Source organism: Geobacter psychrophilus, assembly GCF_056821595.1.
Genome location: NZ_JBXDTU010000003.1, coordinates 130,854 through 147,346, shown reverse-complemented (window position 1 = coordinate 147,346; position 16,493 = coordinate 130,854). Strand labels below are relative to the sequence as shown.

Below are 16,493 nucleotides of genomic sequence, written 5' to 3'. Positions count from 1 at the left end.
CCACAAAGGAGAAACACGCACATGCAAAAAATGAAACCCGCAACCCTCATCCTGGCCCTCGTTCTTCTCGCAGTCGCATCTTCCGCAATGGCCTTCACTGCACCGACTGCAGCAACCGATCTCGGTTACGATTTCTACGACTTCGCTAGTGCTGGTGCAGGGACGCTCTCATGCCCATCAAATTACTCCTACGACGCGGGGAGCTTGACGTGTAAAGCACTCCCGTTGTGTCCTGCTGCAACAACTTATAATCCTGCTACAAAGAGTTGCCAGGCTCCAGTAAGTTATACCTGTTCAGATGCTTCGTATGCCTACAACGTAGGATCAGGACGATGTGAAAAAACGCCAGTCTGCGCCATTGGAATGTACAACACCACTTACAATAAATGCCTGCAGCCAGAAATCACAACTACGTGTGGACCTGGTTATATCTATAACCCAACTCGCGGTCGTTGTGAATTTCAGCCACCAACCTGTCCAGTGGGGTCAACCTACGATAATGCCACCAATAAATGCGTTATAGCGACGTCAACCACGACCGGGTACAGTTCGACGGTCACCGGGACAACGAGAAAGGTAAAGTATAAGCAGAGGGGCAATCAAAACCCTTGGGATTATAGCTTCTCACCGATCTACCAAGACACAATCCAGTATACTTTTGATTTGGTGAACGGCCAGGTGCAACTTACTGATTTTTGTGCCTGGGGAGGTGCCGGGAATAACGGTTGTGCGTATCCAAACTGGAACTGGGATGTGAGTAGAAGAATAGTTATGGCAGAAACGCGAGGCGGTGGTTGGGTTAGTGAGACTGCCAATTTGTGGTACACAGGGCCGTGTTGCGATCAAGGTGGGTCACCTGTGTGGGTTGGAGACGAATATGGGAACTATCTAACATGCCAAGGAGGTCTGATACAGGTTTATGATCCTGACTATGGCTGGATCTGGACTACTCAGTATTTTCCAGTAGGTGCATGCCCAGCATCACTTGCCGAGACCTCTGCTGTATGTGCCGCCGATATCAGTGAGTTTGTGAGTTGCCCTCCGGGTTCTACGCTTACCGCCCCGATCGGGACCGCGGCATGTACGGCTATTTTGACAACCTGGGGCACCGCAACGGGACTTATGGATTGTTCAGGGGCCAACCTATACACCTGCACGCGATCTGTACAAGCATGCCCGGTGGGGACAACCATGAACGGCGGAGGTGGTTGTGATGTTGCGAACCCAACGTGCGCCGGGGGGAATTTTGATGGTGTACTAGACGTTTGCTGGATGGCCGCTACAAAGGTATGCCCGGACGGGATGCTATACGACAGCGCCATCGGCTACTGTGCGACCCCAGCAACATGTACAAATGGTCTCCTCGACGGCGGCTCGGACGTATGTTACCAGGCCACGTCGGTCACATGCCCCACCGGGTCGGTCTTGGTCGGCGGAGTGTGTACGGCTACTCCAACCTGCTCGGGTGGCGGGACGTTCTCAGGTGCGCTTGATGCCTGTACTGCTGGCGCTTCTTATGCCTGTACTGCGCCTGGGTACACATACGATTCTGTCTCCGGTAATTGTCTGCAGACCCCGGGGTGCGGGTCAGGTTTGCTCAACACGGTGACGGATGTCTGTCAGGCGACAAACACCCTGGTTTGCCCTGCTGATTTTACCCTTTCCGGTTCGGCCTGTCAGAAAACACCCGTCTGTTTGCCCGGAGGGATCTTAAATGTTGGGACAGGATATTGCGAAGCGACAGGAGGTGCCTGTAGTACGGGTCTTGCCTTAGATCCAGTTACCGACAAATGTTTTGCAGCGGGTACGTGTGTCGCCGGGATGACGATCAATGGTGCAGTCTGTTCTGCTTCTGCAATCTGCGGGACCGGTGGGACACTCAATGTGGCACTTGGCCTTTGTTCGTCCGCTGGGACGTTCAATTGTGATCCTGGTTATGCTTACAGTTCTGCTGCCAACACCTGTTTCCAGACTGCAGACTGCGGGACCGGTGGACTCAACGCAGCCACGAATCTTTGTGAGATGTCAAACACTCCTACGTGCCCTGGTGGTGGGTATGTGGTAAATGGCTCGACATGCCAGGTCGCGCCAGATTGCGGAGCGGGCTCGACATACGACGCAACCAGTAAATCATGTCTGTCAGCAACCCCTCCATGTGCAGGTGGCTCAACTCTGGACCCGCTAGTTGATATGTGTTTTGTCAGTCCAACCTGTTCAAGCGGCTATACCGTGACCGGGGCAGTATGCAGTGGGAATGCAAATTGTAGCGCAGGCGGAGGTCTCGATACGGCAACAAGCGTTTGCCGGGGGGCCGCGACATTCAGTTGTGATCCTGGATATGCCTACAGTCCGGTTTCAGGCAAGTGCTTTGTTGCCGCCATCTGTACGCCCGGCAGTCTGGACATAGCGACAGATGTTTGCGTTACTCCGAACACTTTGAGTTGTCCTTCTGGGTTCACGTTGAACGGGACGGTATGTCAGATCGCGCCGACCTGCGGGAATGGCGGGGTTTACAATCCTGTGACTTCGGTTTGTGACGGAGGGGCTGATGTGTGCCCAACATCATGGACGCTGGATACAACGACTGATGTCTGCCATCAGCTGTCGACGTGTCCGGGAGGGACTTTTGATGCAGCGAGCAACAAATGTACTTCGATCGGCACCGCAACCTGTCCCGACCCAGGGGGGGTATACGACAGAAACGGCCAGATCAACAGTTATGCGAAACTCGTCGCTCAGATCATACTCGCCGCCACGGGTGTTGGAGCTGCTTTGGCCGGCGCGATGGCCCTGACCGGTTTTGCGGCTACGGTTGCCACGGCAGCGATAAATGCGGCAATCCAGATAGCCACAACAGTTGTTATCGACGCTGGGACGGGTCAGTTAGGGCAAGGGACCATGATGGCGGCTGCGATGACCGCGGTGGCTGCCGTTGCGAGTATAGCAGGCAGTTATATGAACGGAGTGGGGCAATTCCAACAGGGGGCGACGACTACAACTGTTGATACCAGTACGGGCCTATCTACGTCGGTTACCGGGATTTCGCAATCAACAGTGGCGCCTGTAGCAGCCGAAGGAACAGTTGCACAGGCAACGCAGGGGATGACGCTTGTTTCTTCAAATGGCGGCCAGTCCATCTACAGCTCCTCCTTCTCATCAATAACAGGGTCCGGAGACCTGGGAGGTACAGCAACGATGGTCACGGTCACAACGGCTGTCGATGGCATGGTGACTGTAACAACTCAGGCAGTGACCACCTCAACAGCAAGCATGTCAGCTCTCCTCCAGGCCCAGGCGATGCAACTGGCTGACCAATGGGGACCAACCATCACAAGCGGGATGTTGTCTAACTATTCGGCTACTCGCTGCTGTTACCCGGATCCAATGAAGGCCAGCTGCGAGCCTGACGAGTTCAAAGAGGCCAAAATGCAGCACGACAAGTGGTGTCATGTGGTTGGTCGCTATTGTTCAAGCAAGTTCCTCGGTTGGTGCATCGTAGAGAAGGAGACGAGCTGCTGTTTCAATTCGATGCTTGCCCGGATATTCCACGAACAAGGACGCCCACAACTCAAGACGTTCAATGGGTGGGGAACGCCAAAGTCCCCCAAGTGCCGCGGATTCGTACCGGAAGAATTCCAGAATCTTGATTTCGCGCAGATGGACCTGTCGGAATATATCGACAAGATCGCTCAGAATGTCGAGGCAATCGGCGGGGCAATTACGGATTACATGAATTCCGTTCAACAGGGTGCAGGTGCAAAGGCCCAGCAGCAAATGCAGCAAAATCCCACAGGACTTTGAGTAGAGAGGTGAGTATGAGGAGTGTGACTGTACTGAAAGCGTTGTGTTTGTTGCTGGTCCTGTGTGCAACTCCGGCGTGGTCAGAAGTGCTTGGAGTGGTCGGCCAGGTCTATGAGATCAGCGAAAAGGACGCTCTCAAAGAGATCGAGGAGAAGGCTTCGAAGGTCAACTGGGCTAAATATATGGAGGGAGCGAGCCAGAAAGCTGCGAATTGGCGGCCGCAACAACCGGTATCGCTGGCGCGAGCTGAAAAAGCCGAGAGGCGGCTTGTGGATGTTTCCTATGTGCTTGAGAACGATGTGCCCCTTCCTGATGGTAGTGGAGTTTACCCGAAGGGTTATGTGATCAACCCCCTGGACATGGTCCAGTTCCCGGAAACGATGATCGTATTGAACGGCGAAGACCGCGAGCAGATCCAATGGTTCAAGAAAAGCCGGTATTCAGCCGATCCCTCGGTGTTCGTTCTGCTGACAGATGGCGAATATGCCAAAATTGAAAGAGAACTGAAAAGGCCGGTATACTTCGCAAATGCTCAAATCGTAGAAAAATTCGATGTTCGAACAGTCCCCGCTGTTGTCAAACAGGCCGGCAAGAAAATGGAAGTCACCGACATTTTATTAGAGATAAAAAAATAATAGAGCTCAAACGGGTCAAAAACGGAAACCACCAGAGCATATAACCTTTAGGGAGGTTTCCGTTATGAGACCAGGCCGATTAAAATCTGTACTGATAATGTGTCTGCTTGCTGCACTCTCAGCCCCCGCTTTTGGCGGGACGACGGGGTGCAACAACACCATGTTCAACCCCGTTACCGATGTCCCCTGGAATGCAATATTTCCTCTTAGGGTCGGGGGGATCGCGGTGAAGCAGAACAGGGACTTGCCTGATACAAACGAAGGTCGCAGTGGTTCCCCGATGTGCGCCTGCACAAACGCCACCGAGACGTATCTTGGGCTTAAAGCCTCCTTTTACCAGCTCGACACTATGGCGGAGGTCGTTCGCACTCCTTACTGTTCCCCTACTGTAGGCACAGCTTTTTCAAGTCTCGACAACGGTTATCATGGCGGCACGAACTCCATGAAGACCGATTCTCCCAAAACCTTCAAACAGGTGCATTGGGTCCGCTTCCCGGTATTCGACATTGTCGGGATGCTGACTGACTCCTCCTGCATCAAGCATGGGGAAGGTTTCGACTATCTCATGTTTTCAGAGTTAGACCCCACCCACAATAAGTCCTATCTGGCTGCCGTGTTGGACCCGAGGGTGTTTCTGTTCGCCTCGCCTCCTTTCGACCTGGTATGCAGTGCGAGCAGAGGGATTGCAATGCTTCCTGGCGAGATCCTGACCGGTGCGTTCAACTCGCTGTTCTGGTGTTGCTTCGAGAACGTTTACTCGCTGACAGGGGACAAAAACAACTCTGCTGATACCGAGTCTTCCGTTGCGATTGCATCCAAGACGCTCTACAAGCTCTCTTCTACCGGGTTGCACATGGATTTGTCTTCAAATGTCTGCCAACCAACAGTTCGGCCATTCTGGAAAAAGGGTGATTACCGCTGGGCGTTGGCTAAGCCTGTGACCATGTCCAAACCGATCATCTGTGACACTCCTGGCTTTCTGTGGGATGGCAACAAGAACTACCCATACAAGGAGGGCAACTATCTGTGGCTTCTCTTCCAGAAGAAGATTTGTTGCCAGAAGGTCAAGGGAGCCAATTGATGAGAAGTCTGCTGGTTGGCGCTTTGATGATGAGTTTGTTTTGTTCGAATGTCTGGGGCGTGGAAGACTCGCGTAAAAGTGCCCAGATAATGACACCGGACGGGATATGCACCAGTGTCAGCAAGGTCGAGGGCACCAAGGTCTATCTCACCTCGCGCAAAGGTCGCTGTAAGCCAATGCCTGCCCCTATAACCGTTGATAGCGATGTATTCAAAGTCGATGTGTATCTGGATGGAAAGCAGTGGCAGGAGCAAGGACTTACGGCTGCTGTTGTGCCTGACATGGAAATGATCCAGGCGTTGAGCCGGGAACTGAGCGACAACATAAAGTTGCCTGACCCAGAGAAGAATAAGGATGCAACCGAAGCAGGTCGCAAGATGGGCGACTATATGAAGTCCGAGGGTTATCAGGCCAGAGTCGCTGCCGAGGCTGACCGGATCAGGAACGAGGTCATGGGTGAAGAGGCCGCGTTCCAGAAATACTACCGGGATTCCGCCACCGCCAAAAAAGCAGAGGGGCATGTCTTGGGTACTGGAGAGAGAGTTTACGTCTTCATCTCATCATCAATGCCGGTTGAGACCCTCCGCAACTATGCCGTCAGCATCGACAAGGCCGGTGATCCCAATGTGGTGATGGTAATGCGCGGGATGATCGGTGGGGTTTCAAAACTTGTCCCGACGATGGAGTTTATCGGGAAGGTGCTGATAAAAGACAACAACTGTCTGGCCAAGAGCATGCAGAGCGGTGGCACGATCGAGTGCGACACGTATGGCACCGAGGTCATAATCGACCCGATGCTGTTCACGCGTTACAACATCCACAAAGTCCCGGCAGTTGTCTATGCGACTGGTGTGACGCCTTTTGATCTGGAAGCCAGCGAAGGGACTGAAGAGAACACCAAGGTCGGTTCGAGCAAGACAGTGTATGGCGACGCCTCTTTGGATGGCATTGTCGAGACGATAGCAGAGATTACCAAAAGCAAGACGCTTGAGGCGTTGTACAAGAAAATGCGAGCAGGTTATTACAACTGAGTTAAGGAGAGTGTGATGGGTGAGAATTTGGGAACGGCAGAACAGCAAACACCTCAATCAGAACCGGCGGCAGCGACGGCACAGGCACCGGTTGCGCCTTCTGTCGCTCCGGCAGCAAAGGCACCCGATTATGTTACGCTCGGGACGCTCTATAAGGTGGTGTTTCTGGTCGCGATCTTGTCTTCTTTTCTGGGTGTGTTCGCGTACGACAGGATATTCGCCACCAAAATTGTTGTTTTTGACCTTCAGGATTACCTGACCAAACTCAGGACTGACGCAGTTGATAACAAACTCACTCCTGAACAGTACAAAGCCAGACTCGACCGTTTGGAATCCACGGTGATGTCAGTTCCAAAAAACACAATAATCGTAACGGGGGATGTAATTCTTGGAAAAAACGCAAAGCGGCTCAATGTCCCAACGGAATAAAAACGTTTCTCCTGCCCGTTTTATGGCCTTTGCCAAGTCACCGGTGGGGTCGGTGGTCTGTTTCGGTGTGGCAGGATTAGCATCCTGGCTCCTCGCCAGTCACCTGCTGATAACCACTACGCCGTCTCTTTCGGAAAGGGTTTTTTGGAAGACTTCCGACAGGGCAAAGATCGAGTCGGTCCAGCGTGGTGATTTCGTGATCTTTGACCAGTTCCTGCCAGAACCAAAGCAGGAGGTGCGCTCACTCATTAAACGGGTGGCCTGCGGCCCGGGGGATACCTTGACCGTGACAGGTGACTCCTATTTTTGTAATGGGCAATATCTTGGTCTCGCAAAGCATAAGACCCGTATGGGGAGCCCACTGACACCATTCGTGTTCAACGGGGTGATCCCTCCCGGCAACCTGTTTGCCATGGGTGACCATAAGGACAGTTATGACTCCCGTTATTGGGGGTTCAAGGAAATCAGCAAAATCAACGCCCGTGCATGGGCATTTTTCTAGGGGGAATGATGAGAGTTGCACTTTTATTGCTGGCCCGTATTAAAGACGTATCGAGCGAACAGGTGTTCAAGGGGTCAACATACGGCCTGCCCGTTGGTCTCGCGCTGGTGGATGGTATTCGCTCAGTTGCTCCAGAAGTGCAGATGGAAGACATGAAGGTGCTTGGGTGGGATCTCACCCAGGACGGGAAGGTCGTAGCGACATCCGAGCAAATCACGGGGCAGGGACAGTGGGAAATACCCCTGTCTGAGAACCAGGCCAGAAAATCCGGGAGGTATGAAAACCGCAGTATTGTCGCGGCCGAGTTTAATCTGGAAGATTTCAAAGATGTTGTCGCAATTCGTTTCTGCAAGGACGGCAGCGCCCGGGTGTCCATTGATCGTGGGAAGTTGTTCGAGAAGTGGGGCGAGAGTGATTACAGGTATGTGAAGGAGTAATGGGAATGAGGGGAGTGTTTTGCATAGCAGCTCTCTGCTGCGTTCTTATCGGGGTGTCGAAGTCATACGGCGCCACCGAGGACACGTACTACAGTGATCAGTCTAAGCGCGGGTATTACTGGTATGAAGATCCGGAACAGGTAGAGGCCGAAAAACCGGTCAAACCGAAAAAAAGGCCCGATACTGAAAAACCAGTAAGAGCCAAAAAGGAACGGCGCATCCCGTCACTGAAGGATTACACGCCCCAGGAACTTTGGGATATGTACCCTGATGATATAGTTGAACTGGAAGAGGATTTCCGAAAGAAGGCTGTCCAGCGGCCAACGAAAGAGAATGTGCGCGAGCACCTCTACGTCAAGGACCTGGCTCGACGCAAATCTGTTGCCTATACCAATTCCTATATGCTTGCGCTCCAGGAGAACCCAGATCTGAGCCTGGAGTCTTCCATGCCAATAGCACCTGGAGCGAAAGCCATCCAGTACAAAGAAACGGAATCCGAACGCAGGAACAAGATTGCGACTTCACGAGACGATTTCGCCATTATTTACTTCTCTTCTCCGACATGTGCGTATTCCGGATGAATCCGACCGCGATTCCGGCGGGATGCCGACCGCCGTTCCGATTTGATGCCGACCGGTATTCCGTTAGGAATCCGACCGCTGTTCCGGAGCAATCCGACCGGTTGTTTGTGATGTAGTCGCGAGGTAACTCAACAGGTATCCTTTCCTCATTCTATTTGAGGGGGAAACGATGCCACAAGAGAGAGTTACCATGCGAAAAATCCGAGAGATACTCCGTTTAGCCTGGTCATGTAACCAGAGTAGGCAATCAATTGCCACCGCTTGCTGTATCGGCAAGACGACCGTCACCGATACCCTCTGTAGAGCTTCAGCCGCCAATCTTTCCTGGCCCTTACCATTTGCCCTGGATGATGAGGGACTGGAGACACTTCTTTACCCAATCAATCCCGGTTCATCTCACCGTAAATGCATCCCGCCAGACTGGCATGCCCTGAACGCTGAATTTGTTACTCATAAAAACCTCACGCTCATGCTTCTATGGCAAGAGTACAAAGAGCAAAACCCTTCTGGCTATCAGTATTCCCAGTTCTGCGAACTGTTCCGCAAATGGAAGAAGAAACTCGACCTTTCCATGCGCCAGGAACACCGGGCAGGCGAAAAGATGTTCGTTGACTACTGCGGGCAAACTATACCGATTGTCGATGCATCAACCGGAGAGATTCGGGATGCCCAGGTATTTGTGGCGGTGATGGGTGCCAGCAACTACACCTACGCCGAGGCAACATGGTCACAGTCACTTCCTGACTGGACCGGGTCACACGCCAGAACATTTACCTTCCTTGGCTGTCTGCCAAAAACCATTGTTCCCGACAACTTGCTTTCTGCTGTTAGCAAAACCTGCCGTTACGAGCCTGACATAAATCCAACCTACGCTGCCATGGCCGCCCACTATGGTGTCGCTGTCATTCCAGCCCGTGTCAGAAAACCAAAAGACAAATCAAAAGCCGAAGTCGGGGTTCAGATCGTCCAGCGCTTCATCCTTGCCGGATTACGCAAACGAACCTTCTTCAGTCTGGCTGAGGCAAATGCCGCAATCAAAGAGCGCCTTGCTCTCCTAAACAATCGTCCCTTCAGGAAATTGCCGGGCACCCGCACGAGTAGTTTCCAAGAATTGGATCGGCCGGCAATGCTGCCGTTACCTGACAGCCATTATCAATATTCCCAGTTCAAGAAGGTTCGACTGAACATAAACTATCACTTTGAGCTGGACGATCACTTTTACAGCGCCCCTCACCGCCTTGTACGGGAACAACTGGAGATCCGCTATACCGAGACAACAGTCGAATGCTTCCATAAGGGAAACCGCGTGACATCCCATCCCAAGTCATCAGTAAAGGGAGGATATACGACCATCCCGGAGCATATGCCGAGGTCTCACCGGGTGTACGCTGAATGGACACCGGAGCGTTTGATCTCCTGGGCTGCCGGCACCGGCAAGGCTACAGCCCAGGTTGTGTCAGCCATTCTCTCAAGAAAACTGATTCCGGAGCATGGCTTCAATTCCTGTCTGGGCATAATTTCTCTGGGAAAACGCTTTAGCAAAGAGCGGTTGGAAGCTGCCTGCGAGCGGGCGCTGTACATCAAAGGCGTCAACTACAAAAGCATAAAGTCGATACTCGATAACAACCTGGACAAAAAACCATTACCCGCACAGCTACAATTACTTTCCGTTGCCCACGAGAATATCAGAGGCACGGACTACTACAATGATGAGAGGAAACCGCATGCTGACACAACCGACTATCGAGAAGTTGTACTCCATGAAGCTAGCCGCAATGGCTAAAGCCTTTGCAGACCAGATGCACTGCCCGGACATGGCACAGCTCACCTTCGAGGAGCGTTTCGGCCTGATCGTGGATTACCAGATGACTGATTTGGAGAACCGGCGAATGCAAAACCGGCTCAAAAATGCAAAACTCCGCCTTGCTGCCTCTATTGAGGACTTGGACTTCAGACAGGGGCGAGGCATGGATCGTTCAACCGTTATGTCACTTGCCGGAAACCAGTGGGTGAAGAGTCGTCACAACATACTTGTCACCGGCCCGACCGGAGCTGGCAAGAGCTATCTGGCCTGTGCACTGGCACAAAAGGCCTGCCGTGATGGCCACTCTGTTCTCTACCAGAGGATCCCGCGACTTCTTCAGGACATTGCGGTATCCAGGCATGACGGACGATACAGCAAACTCATTGCGCCAATAGTCAAGTGCGAGGTGCTGATCCTGGATGATTTCCTCATCTCTCCCATGACTCGGGAAGAACAACGGGAGCTTCTGGAGATCGTTGAGGACCGCTATGACCGGAAGGCGTGTGTCATTACCAGCCAGTTACCGGTAAAGGCTTGGCATGATGGTATGCAAGATCCTACTTTGGCTGATGCCATTCTGGATAGGCTGGTACACAACGCCTACAAGCTTGAACTGAAGGGTGAATCTATGAGAAGGAAAAAGCAATAATATGCCTGGAAAAAGTTGACGAAACCTTTTTTTGTGATAGTATCTTTATAAGAATTATTCTTAAATAGACTGGTAACAAACCCATTATGTCAGACACTGAAGAAAACCTCCTTATAAAGTTCAAGCGCACCTGCCGGGACGCAGGGATACGGTTCACGAATCAGCGCTTTGTAATATATCGTGAGTTAGCTTTGTCAACGGACCATCCAACTGCGGAAGCACTTTACCAGAGGCTACACGAAGCCTTTCCGTCAATGTCACTGGACACCGTCTACCGGACGCTTGCAACTTTTGAGCAGCATGGATTCGCAAAAAAAGTTGATACCGTTCACAGCCTTGCCCGGTTTGAGGTAGCCCGCTATCAACACCATCACCTGATTTGCAGAACATGCAGCAAGATAATTGATTTCATCTGGCAAGAGGTCGATACCGCTCCTCTACCCGAGAACATTGACGACTGGGGTCGGATTGATACCAGAAACGTCGTAATCTACGGTGTCTGTAAGGATTGTTTGAATGAGTAACTGTAACATTATGTTTCAACAACAGTGAAAGGAGAACGGAGATGAGTACAGACAGCAAATGCCCGGTCACGGGCAGAAGCAGCAAACAGGTTGCCGGAGGTGGCACCTCGAACCGGGACTGGTGGCCGAACCAGTTGAACCTCAGGATTCTTCATCAGAACTCCACAATGATTAACCCGATGGGCGAGGAGTTTAACTACACTGCAGAATTTAAAAAACTTGATCTGGAGGCGCTTAAAAAGGACCTCTATGCACTGATGACCGACTCGCAGGAGTGGTGGCCTGCTGATTACGGTCACTACGGGGGGCTTTTCATCCGTATGGCGTGGCACAGCGCAGGCACCTACCGCACCGGCGATGGCCGCGGCGGCGCATCCTCCGGTTCGCAGCGTTTTGCACCGCTCAACAGTTGGCCGGACAACGTCAACCTCGACAAGGCACGCCGTTTGCTTTGGCCGATCAAGCAGAAATATGGCAAAAAAATCTCTTGGGCTGACCTGATGATTCTGACCGGCAACTGTGCTCTGGAGTCGATGGGCTTTAAAACATTTGGCTTCGGTGGCGGACGTGAAGATGTCTGGGAGCCCGAAGAAGACATTTATTGGGGGTCAGAGGATACGTGGCTTGGAGACAAGCGCTACGCCAGTGACCGGAAACTCGAGACTCCTCTTGCCGCTGTACAAATGGGGCTGATCTATGTGAACCCGGAAGGGCCGAACGGCAACCCGGATCCGGTGGCATCGGGGCGTGACGTTCGAGAAACCTTTGCACGCATGGCCATGAACGACGAAGAGACAGTTGCACTTATCGCCGGAGGTCACACCTTTGGCAAGTGTCACGGTGCCGGACCTGCAACGCATGTGGGTCCTGAACCAGAAGGAGCCCCCATCGAAGAGCAGGGGCTCGGCTGGATCAGTAACTTTGGAAGCGGCAAAGGCGGCGATACTATCAGCAGCGGTATCGAGGGTGCCTGGAAGCCGAACCCTATCAAGTGGGACATGGGCTATCTGAATGTGCTGTTCAAATACGAGTGGGAACTGGTCAAGAGTCCAGCCGGCGCGAACCAGTGGCTGGCCAAGGACGTGGCCGATGAGGATATGGTAGATGACGCACACGACCCCTCAAAGAAGCACCGGCCGATGATGACCACAGCAGATCTCTCGCTTCGCTTTGACCCGATCTATGAACCGATTGCGCGGAACTACCAGCAGAACCCTGATCAATTCGCGGATGCCTTCGCCAGGGCGTGGTTCAAACTGACCCACCGCGACATGGGCCCCCGCTCGCGCTACCTCGGCCCGGAGGTTCCGGCGGAGGAACTGATCTGGCAAGACCCTGTTCCCGCTGCCACTCACAATTTGATTGATGAGCGGGATATTGCCAACCTCAAGGGCAAAGTTCTCGCTTCGGGACTGTCCATTTATCAACTGGTATCGACGGCCTGGGCATCAGCATCCACGTTCCGCGGCTCCGACAAGCGTGGCGGGGCGAACGGAGCGCGTTTGCGCCTCGCTCCGCAGAAGGACTGGGAAGTCAATCAACCCGCCCAACTGGGAACAGTGCTGCAGATCCTCGAAGGAATCCAGAATGTGTTCAACAATGAGCAGTCAGGCGGGAAGATGGTTTCACTCGCCGACCTGATTGTTCTTGGGGGATGCGCAGGCGTCGAGCAAGCGGCGAAGAATGCCGGCTACGCTGTGACCGTTCCTTTTGCGCCGGGGCGCACGGATGCACTTCAGGAGCAAACCGACATAGAGTCGTTTGCCGTACTCGAGCCGACTGCAGATGGATTCCGTAACTACCTCAAAACCAAATATGCCGTATCGGCAGAGGAACTGTTGATTGATCGGGCACAATTGCTGACGCTGACTGCTCCAGAGATGACGGTACTCATTGGCGGTTTGCGCGTATTAAATACCAATTTCGGACAGTCCCGACACGGACTTTTCACCAAGCAACCAGAAACGCTCAATAATGACTTCTTCGTGAATCTGCTTGATATGGGCACCACGTGGAAGGCGGCTTCGGATGCCGACGACCTGTTCGAGGGACGTGATCGCGCAACTGGTGAACTCAAATGGACCGGCACCCGTGTTGACCTCATCTTTGGTTCAAACTCCCAACTCAGGGCTTTGGCAGAAGTTTATGGATGTCAGGACTCTCAGGAAAAGTTCCTGAACGATTTTGTGGCAGCTTGGGACAAAGTAATGAACCTTGACCGTTTCGACCTTGTCTGATCGCACATAAGCGTCTCAAGGGGTTTGTTGGCACTCAAGAATACTTCAACCTGATCATGCGCGCCATGAAGGAATAAAATTACCGGAGGAATACCACATGCCAGAAATCAAAGGAACCAAAACAGAGAAAAATCTTATGGAGGCTTTTGCCGGGGAATCACAGGCTCGAAACAAGTATACGTACTTTGCTTCAGTAGCCAAAAAGGAAGGGTATGAAAAAATTGCGGAATATTTTTTAGAAACTGCTGATAATGAGAAAGAGCACGCCAAACTGCACTTTAAATACCTTAACGGTATTGGCTCAACAATAGACAACTTGAAAGCAGCGGCAGCGGGAGAATTTGAGGAACATACAGAAATGTATCCGCGCATGGCCAAGGAAGCCAAGGAAGAGGGCTTTAACGACATTTCCTATGTTTTTGAGGCTATCGGCAAGATCGAAAAAGCGCACAAGGAGCGCTACCTCAAACTGCTGGAAGAGGTTGAAACCGGAGAATTCTTCGTGAAGGGTGAAACTGCCAGATGGAAATGCCGCAACTGCGGTCACATTCATGAAAGCAAGGAAGCGTTAAAAATGTGCCCAGTCTGCAAGCATCCGCAGGCATATTTTGAGCTGATTGAAGATCACTATTAATGCTCATGAAGCGATATGGTTTGACATGGTTGAATCAAATATGATTTGGTGCAAAGAGATGTGGTTATTTTGAGAAAGAGCTCCCCTCTGGATAGTGGGGAGCTCACATAAATTGTGACAAAACAATAAACGCCTCGCGATATTACTACCAACTTGTCGGCATCAGTGGTTCGCTGGTCGGCATCAGACCGGAACACCGGTCGGCATCACGTCAGTTTCTTTGGTCGGATTCACCGGAATACGCAACATGCCCGTACTGTGTTGAGCAGGACAAGATACTTGGGTATTTCAAGGGGCGCAACAACTGGACCATCAAGAAGGTGGATAAAGACATGTACCCCGAGATGGCAGCAAAATTCAATGTGACCATGACGCCTACCTTACTGCTGATCGGCAAGGGCAAGGAAGATTTTATACCAATCACAAGCGGTATAATCTCCCTCACCGAACTGGAAGATCGCGTATTCATGGGTATCCGACTGCTGAATAAAGAAACCACACCCGAGAATTACTCCACCCGCGATTACCAAAAGGGTGGACCACTTGATCCAAGCGGTCCGTTGCCTTTCAAATAAAGGCGAGAGGAATACGCATGAAAAATATGGATATCAAACAGACAAGTAGCAAAACAGGAGGGTGCCTGTGAATAAGCGGAGCAGATGTGTGTCATCGCTTTTGATCGCGAGTTTAATGTTGAACGCGGCATGTGCTTTTGCCGCAGGGTGGGTTGACGACTGGATGTCCCAAAAAACTTCATCCGGTCCTAACTACTATTCAGGGCAGCAAAGGGGTTATGCGACGGCCGGTGGGTTTAACGCCCGATGGAAAACCGGCGTAGATTACCCGATAAGTGTGACACCTCCATCGTTCAAAGCAGGGTGCGGTGGTATAGATTTCTTTGGAGGGTCCGTATCGATGTTGAATATGGACATGCTTGTGGCCAAGTTACAACGCATCCTCCAGAACTCAGCCGGAATCGCCTTTAATATGGCCCTTGAGACGGTCTGTCCGAAGTGTGCCAACATCATGAACGTCATGGAGCAGATGTCCAACCAGTTGAACGGCATGGGGATGAACGATTGCTCAATGGCCAAAGGTTTGACCGTCGGGATTGTCGATGCAGGCAAGACCGCAATTAAGGAGATCGAAGCCGGTACTCTGAGCAAGAGCGTGGGTGATGGCTTGACAGAGGGATATGAGCAAACCAAGAGAGAACTTACCGGCGCCGCAGGAAGTAACACCAAAGCCGCATTGGATTGGCTCAACACGAAAATGGCGTCTGCGTCACCCACAAAAGATCCTTTGACCGCCGGTTGTCCTACGGATGCCCTCGATATGTTTCCTAGCGACCTTTCTAACGGGAAAAGCTATCTGTTGAACGTCATAGGTACCAAGCTCGGGTTGCCGACCGCTCATATCGACGTTATGCGGGGCCTGGTTGGCGACATCGTTATTACCGGCGCAGACATGGGTTACAACGTCTCTGTGATCCCAGGTTGTTCAGAGAACGAGGGGTCGGAAATAGACGCCATCAAGGAAGGGGTTATTTCCGCCCTCCCCGCAGGCGGCACCTGTACGCAGATAAATGACGCCAACGCCGACCTGACGGCTTACGTTTCAAATACAATGGCCGCGATTGCAGCAAAAATGAAGGACAAGACAGCGTTCGCCGCCGGCCCCCCGTCGTCTGCCGAAGAACTATTCATTATGAATTCTCCTCTCCCGATCGCCTATGCCCTGAAAGTTGGTATTGCCTCCGGGCAGGAAGGGATAATCATCAACAACTTGGCCGGAATAACTGCGTCGGCGCTTTCTGTCAAAGCCATGACCGACCTGGTCGACCGGGTGAATACCATTATGCAGGTGGCGGCCGAACAAAATGCAAAGGTGATGAACCCAAAAGACACATGTGTCGTCGATGTTCATGTGGAGAAACTCAAAGAAGCACAGGGAGTGCTTAACGCCCGAATCCAGAAGGTAAATAGTGCTCTTAGCCTGCAACTGACCCAGCAGTTGCAGTCCTACCAGAATGTTGTAGTCCTGGTGCAGCATTTGGAAAACCTGAATAAACAACTTGAGCAAAACCTCGCAAGCAGATTCGGGGCGTCGGTTGCACAGCGAGCGATGAGATAGGCACGAAGACGGCCT

At 52.1% G+C, this 16,493-nt stretch carries 14 protein-coding genes and 1 pseudogene; all 15 read left to right on the top strand.

Features of this window, described 5'->3' with window-relative positions:
• Positions 1–2,550 precede the first annotated feature (2,550 nt).
• Positions 2,551–3,801: a conjugal transfer protein TraN gene (gene traN, locus ACOCF6_RS01395; RefSeq protein WP_482458591.1), complete on the top strand. Its 1,251-nt coding sequence runs from the start codon at positions 2,551–2,553 to the stop codon at positions 3,799–3,801.
• A gap of 23 nt (positions 3,802–3,824) precedes the next feature.
• Complete coding sequence (locus ACOCF6_RS01390; RefSeq protein WP_482458590.1) at positions 3,825–4,436, top strand: hypothetical protein; 612 nt, start codon at positions 3,825–3,827, stop codon at positions 4,434–4,436.
• 64 nt (positions 4,437–4,500) lie between these two features.
• Positions 4,501–5,517 (top strand): TraU family protein, encoded by a 1,017-nt coding sequence (locus ACOCF6_RS01385; protein WP_482458589.1) that lies wholly within the window; start codon positions 4,501–4,503, stop codon positions 5,515–5,517.
• Positions 5,517–6,548, top strand: a complete 1,032-nt coding sequence (locus ACOCF6_RS01380) for a type-F conjugative transfer system pilin assembly protein TrbC (protein WP_482458588.1) — start codon at positions 5,517–5,519, stop codon at positions 6,546–6,548. Before ACOCF6_RS01385 ends, ACOCF6_RS01380 begins: the two co-directional genes overlap by 1 nt.
• A 15-nt stretch (positions 6,549–6,563) precedes the next feature.
• Positions 6,564–6,977: a hypothetical protein gene (locus tag ACOCF6_RS01375; protein WP_482458587.1), complete on the top strand. Its 414-nt coding sequence runs from the start codon at positions 6,564–6,566 to the stop codon at positions 6,975–6,977.
• Positions 6,961–7,479 carry a signal peptidase I gene (gene lepB / locus ACOCF6_RS01370; protein WP_482458586.1) on the top strand — a complete coding sequence of 173 codons (519 nt, stop codon included), beginning with the start codon at positions 6,961–6,963 and terminating at the stop codon, positions 7,477–7,479. Before ACOCF6_RS01375 ends, lepB begins: the two co-directional genes overlap by 17 nt.
• A gap of 8 nt (positions 7,480–7,487) precedes the next feature.
• Complete coding sequence (locus ACOCF6_RS01365) at positions 7,488–7,916, top strand: hypothetical protein (protein WP_482458585.1); 429 nt, start codon at positions 7,488–7,490, stop codon at positions 7,914–7,916.
• Positions 7,917–7,921: 5 nt separating this feature from the next.
• Positions 7,922–8,497 carry a conjugal transfer protein TraF gene (gene traF / locus ACOCF6_RS01360; RefSeq protein WP_482458584.1) on the top strand — a complete coding sequence of 192 codons (576 nt, stop codon included), beginning with the start codon at positions 7,922–7,924 and terminating at the stop codon, positions 8,495–8,497.
• A gap of 190 nt (positions 8,498–8,687) precedes the next feature.
• Positions 8,688–10,205: pseudogene (istA, locus tag ACOCF6_RS01355) on the top strand (IS21 family transposase); the annotation flags it as partial.
• 16 nt (positions 10,206–10,221) lie between these two features.
• Positions 10,222–10,950, top strand: coding sequence for an IS21-like element helper ATPase IstB (gene istB / locus ACOCF6_RS01350; RefSeq protein ID WP_482458387.1), 729 nt, complete (start codon positions 10,222–10,224; stop codon positions 10,948–10,950).
• A gap of 86 nt (positions 10,951–11,036) precedes the next feature.
• Complete coding sequence (locus tag ACOCF6_RS01345) at positions 11,037–11,474, top strand: Fur family transcriptional regulator (protein WP_482458388.1); 438 nt, start codon at positions 11,037–11,039, stop codon at positions 11,472–11,474.
• Positions 11,475–11,515: 41 nt separating this feature from the next.
• The gene (gene katG / locus ACOCF6_RS01340; protein WP_482458389.1) at positions 11,516–13,711 is read left to right on the top strand and encodes a catalase/peroxidase HPI; all 2,196 of its coding nucleotides are present in this window, start codon (positions 11,516–11,518) and stop codon (positions 13,709–13,711) included.
• Between the two features lie 97 nt (positions 13,712–13,808).
• The gene (rbr, locus tag ACOCF6_RS01335) at positions 13,809–14,345 is read left to right on the top strand and encodes a rubrerythrin (RefSeq protein WP_482458390.1); all 537 of its coding nucleotides are present in this window, start codon (positions 13,809–13,811) and stop codon (positions 14,343–14,345) included.
• Between the two features lie 107 nt (positions 14,346–14,452).
• Positions 14,453–14,920, top strand: coding sequence for a conjugal transfer protein TraF (gene traF / locus ACOCF6_RS01330; RefSeq protein WP_482458743.1), 468 nt, complete (start codon positions 14,453–14,455; stop codon positions 14,918–14,920).
• Between the two features lie 115 nt (positions 14,921–15,035).
• On the top strand, positions 15,036–16,478 hold the full coding sequence (locus ACOCF6_RS01325) for a conjugal transfer protein TraH (protein WP_482458742.1): 1,443 nt from the start codon (positions 15,036–15,038) through the stop codon (positions 16,476–16,478).
• Positions 16,479–16,493 lie beyond the last annotated feature (15 nt).

Excerpts from the sequence above, each read along its gene's own strand:
- ACOCF6_RS01385 (WP_482458589.1), top strand. The coding sequence starts at position 4,501 with ATGAGACCAGGCCGATTAAAATCTGTACTGATAATGTGTCTGCTTGCT.
- ACOCF6_RS01380 (WP_482458588.1), top strand. The coding sequence starts at position 5,517 with ATGAGAAGTCTGCTGGTTGGCGCTTTGATGATGAGTTTGTTTTGTTCG.
- ACOCF6_RS01375 (WP_482458587.1), top strand. The coding sequence starts at position 6,564 with ATGGGTGAGAATTTGGGAACGGCAGAACAGCAAACACCTCAATCAGAA.
- lepB (WP_482458586.1), top strand. The coding sequence starts at position 6,961 with ATGTCCCAACGGAATAAAAACGTTTCTCCTGCCCGTTTTATGGCCTTT.
- ACOCF6_RS01365 (WP_482458585.1), top strand. The coding sequence starts at position 7,488 with ATGAGAGTTGCACTTTTATTGCTGGCCCGTATTAAAGACGTATCGAGC.
- traF (WP_482458584.1), top strand. The coding sequence starts at position 7,922 with ATGAGGGGAGTGTTTTGCATAGCAGCTCTCTGCTGCGTTCTTATCGGG.
- istB (WP_482458387.1), top strand. The coding sequence starts at position 10,222 with ATGCTGACACAACCGACTATCGAGAAGTTGTACTCCATGAAGCTAGCC.
- ACOCF6_RS01345 (WP_482458388.1), top strand. The coding sequence starts at position 11,037 with ATGTCAGACACTGAAGAAAACCTCCTTATAAAGTTCAAGCGCACCTGC.
- katG (WP_482458389.1), top strand. The coding sequence starts at position 11,516 with ATGAGTACAGACAGCAAATGCCCGGTCACGGGCAGAAGCAGCAAACAG.
- rbr (WP_482458390.1), top strand. The coding sequence starts at position 13,809 with ATGCCAGAAATCAAAGGAACCAAAACAGAGAAAAATCTTATGGAGGCT.
- ACOCF6_RS01325 (WP_482458742.1), top strand. The coding sequence starts at position 15,036 with ATGTTGAACGCGGCATGTGCTTTTGCCGCAGGGTGGGTTGACGACTGG.